Annotated in this window: 4 protein-coding genes; all 4 read left to right on the top strand. The window is 37.4% G+C overall.

Translation table 11 applies throughout. The features are described 5' to 3' along the window. Positions 1-381, top strand: a 381-nt coding sequence (locus RRG12_RS42425) for a hypothetical protein (protein WP_420763239.1), incomplete at its 5' end; no start/stop codon positions are given. Positions 382-426: 45 nt separating this feature from the next. Beyond that, positions 427-1,227: an SDR family oxidoreductase gene (locus RRG12_RS42420; protein ID WP_069068775.1), complete on the top strand. Its 801-nt coding sequence runs from the start codon at positions 427-429 to the stop codon at positions 1,225-1,227. 312 nt (positions 1,228-1,539) lie between these two features. Then, positions 1,540-2,214 (top strand): cadmium resistance transporter, encoded by a 675-nt coding sequence (locus RRG12_RS42415; protein WP_420761463.1) that lies wholly within the window; start codon positions 1,540-1,542, stop codon positions 2,212-2,214. 17 nt (positions 2,215-2,231) lie between these two features. Then, positions 2,232-2,540, top strand: a complete 309-nt coding sequence (locus RRG12_RS42410; RefSeq protein WP_420761464.1) for a hypothetical protein — start codon at positions 2,232-2,234, stop codon at positions 2,538-2,540. Positions 2,541-2,982: the final 442 nt, after the last annotated feature.

The following is a 2,982-nucleotide window of genomic DNA, read 5'->3' as shown; positions in this document are numbered from 1 at the left end:
CTGAATTCTTCTTCGGTAATGACAGACAGCAATGAATTCTGGCACAAACTAGATCGGCTAGTAGCCACTAGCAATCTTAAAATTGAGCGTCCAAGAGGAACCCCACACCCCAGATATCCATCCTTGATTTACCCTTTGGACTATGGATATTTGCAAGATACTCAAGCTGGAGATAGGTCTAATATTGATGTTTGGATCGGAAGTTTATCTGGTAAAAAAATAACTGCCATTATTTGTAGTGTGGATTTAGAAAAGCGTGATACAGAAATCAAGATACTTTTAGACTGCACATCTGGTGAGAGTCAAGGCATCTTGAATATCCACAATACAGGCTCTCAGTCAGCAATATTATTAATTCGCGCTGAGTCTAATTTGATTTGAGTCTGAAATTCAAACAATTAATATTTTCAACACAGGTAAATCATTATGAGCTTAGACCTACAACTATCAGGTAAAACAGCAATTGTTACAGGTGGAAGTGCAGGTATTGGATTAGCCACGGCTAAAGCTCTCTACACTGAAGGTGTGAATGTAGTGATTGCTGCTCGTAATCAAGAAAAGCTAGAGAAAGCAGTAGCCGATATCCAATCCTTACCGACTCCAGGCGCTAAAGTGATTTCTGTCAGTGCCGACCTCACTCAAGCAGAAAGTATTGATCAGGTTGTCTCTACAACCCTGGCACAATTTGGTCAGATTGATATCCTAATTAACAATGCTGGTTCAGCGCGTGCAGGATCTTTCTTAGAGTTGGGTGATGATGCTTTTTTAGATGCTTGGAATCTGAAATTGTTGGGCTACATCCGATTAGTTAGAGCCGTTGTCCCACATCAAAAAAATCGGCATGATGGGCGAATTGTCAACATTATTGGTGGTGCAGGACGCACACCTCGTCCGTCCTTCCTCCCAGGCGGTACAACCAATGCTGCCTTATTGAATTTCACGCGAGGAATTTCTAAAGAGTTAGCCCAACATAATATTCGCATTAACGCTATTTCACCCGGTCTAACTGGTACAGAGCGTGCCGAACGTTTAGCAGAGCAAAATGCTCAAATCCGTGGTGTGAGTGTAGAAGAAATCAAGGCAGAATCATTAAAAGCAATACCTCTAGGGAAAATCGTTAAGCCAGAAGAGATTGCTGCACTGGCTTTATTTTTAGTTTCTGATCTTGCCTCTTCCATTACTGGGGCGGAGATTCTGGTTGATGGCGGCAATACTCCTGGTGTTTAACTGATCGAGCCGTTCTAAATCATTTGTGAAAAACAAGATACCCGAATTCTTTAAGAAGTCGGGTATCTGAGCCGTAATTTACATCTTGCACCAGGCAATTCTCACGCCTGGTGCTTTTTATTTTTTATTCAATAACTTCATTTTATCATTTTAACAAAAAAGAGTATTTGCTCTTATTCTAGCCAGCCCATAATATGAAGTTCATAAGCTACTAAGCTTACCCGTTGAAGGACAAAATCACATCTGTAATTAATTGCGATCGCTTCAACCATCTTCTAAAAGAATTTTGTTAAATCGTTGCGGAGAAAAAATATGGCTTGGCTAATTGGTACATTATTTATTGGAATATCTGCGGCTTTTGCAACGACATTTGATGATAATTTATATTTGACAGCTTTCTTTGGCAAAGTGAATCATAATTTTCGTCCCAAGCATATTATTATTGGCGAATTTGTAGGATTTACTGCACTAGTGTTTGCTAGTCTTCCTGGTTTCTTTGGTGGTTTAGTTCTTCCAGAAGCATGGATTGGATTGCTAGGAATTCTCCCAATTATAATTGGTATTAGTCATCTAATGAGTAGAGGAGAGGAAGAAGAGACTTTACAAGCTGTATCAGTTAATTTTACTAATTCAGCCAAAACAAAACGCCAGAAAAAATCATTAGTAGCAACGCTAAAAGATCGTCAAACCTATCGGGTTTCTGCTGTTACCATTGCTAATGGTGGAAATAATATCGGTATCTATGTTCCGCTATTTGCTAGCAGTAACGTTCCTAGTCTGGCAGTCATTTTATGTGTTTGCTATTTAGCGATTGGAATGTGGTGCTTTGTCTCTTACAACCTAACCCGGAATCCTGTCATGGCTTCTGTTATGACTCGCTATGGTCGGAAAGTCTTTCCATTTGTATTAATATACTTAGGATTATCCATCATGTTTAAAAGTGGAACTTATCAACTTGTACCTAATCTAGCAATGCTTTTTAGATAGAAGCTTAAATCAAACACATGAAAATTCTCAAAATAGCTTTAATGACTTTAATTCTTTTAATTAACTTAGCAATTGCTACTCCCTCTTGGGCAGATGTAACATCACATTTAAGCGCAAATTCTGACTATTTCGTAGGGCAAAAAGTTATCTGGCTTTATAAAGCTCGTGCTGACTCAGAAAAAACCCAGAAAATTCCTGGCGAAGTTGTCAAATTAGGCTCTAAGCAAGTGCAAGTAAAAGTGCAGAAAAATAAAAATGAGTTCGTTAATCGTTGGGTAAATCGAGACAGACTAGAAGTTGATAAAAGTGACCATTTTTTCAAATAAAATAAATATATAATTTATTCCAAAACTAATTTTGAGCGCATATTTATAGTTTGCATGACTAACCTAAAACTAATCATCATTTTTATTTATGTTTATGCAAAATAATAGCATTTGATTTTGAAGATTAATTAGTATTAAATTAGAATCAACATTAAACAAAACAAAACCCGATACTAAATTCAAGGAAAGTAAACCAATGAAAAAAACAAACTCGAAAAAAGTAACTTCTTGGCTTTTAACTGCTGTATTTATGGCATTTATGACGGTATTTTCTCTTTTTGATCAGCCTTATGCTTTAGCTCAATCAGAAATACCACCAGTAACTACAGAATCCACGTCAACTCCAATAGTGTCTCCCTCTCCTGTCATACCTCCAACAATATTGCCAGTAAACACCTGTAGCTGCAAATGTTCAACGTCTATTAACAACCAATGAATGTGT

Source organism: Nostoc sp. CALU 546 (genome assembly GCF_048836525.1).
Note: the sequence above shows the minus strand (reverse complement) of the source record. Positions and strands in the feature narration are given on the sequence as shown.

What these genes read in the sequence shown, in the direction of transcription:
- RRG12_RS42420 (WP_069068775.1), top strand. Translation starts at nt 427, where the DNA reads ATGAGCTTAGACCTACAACTATCAGGTAAAACAGCAATTGTTACAGGT.
- RRG12_RS42415 (WP_420761463.1), top strand. Translation starts at nt 1,540, where the DNA reads ATGGCTTGGCTAATTGGTACATTATTTATTGGAATATCTGCGGCTTTT.
- RRG12_RS42410 (WP_420761464.1), top strand. Translation starts at nt 2,232, where the DNA reads ATGAAAATTCTCAAAATAGCTTTAATGACTTTAATTCTTTTAATTAAC.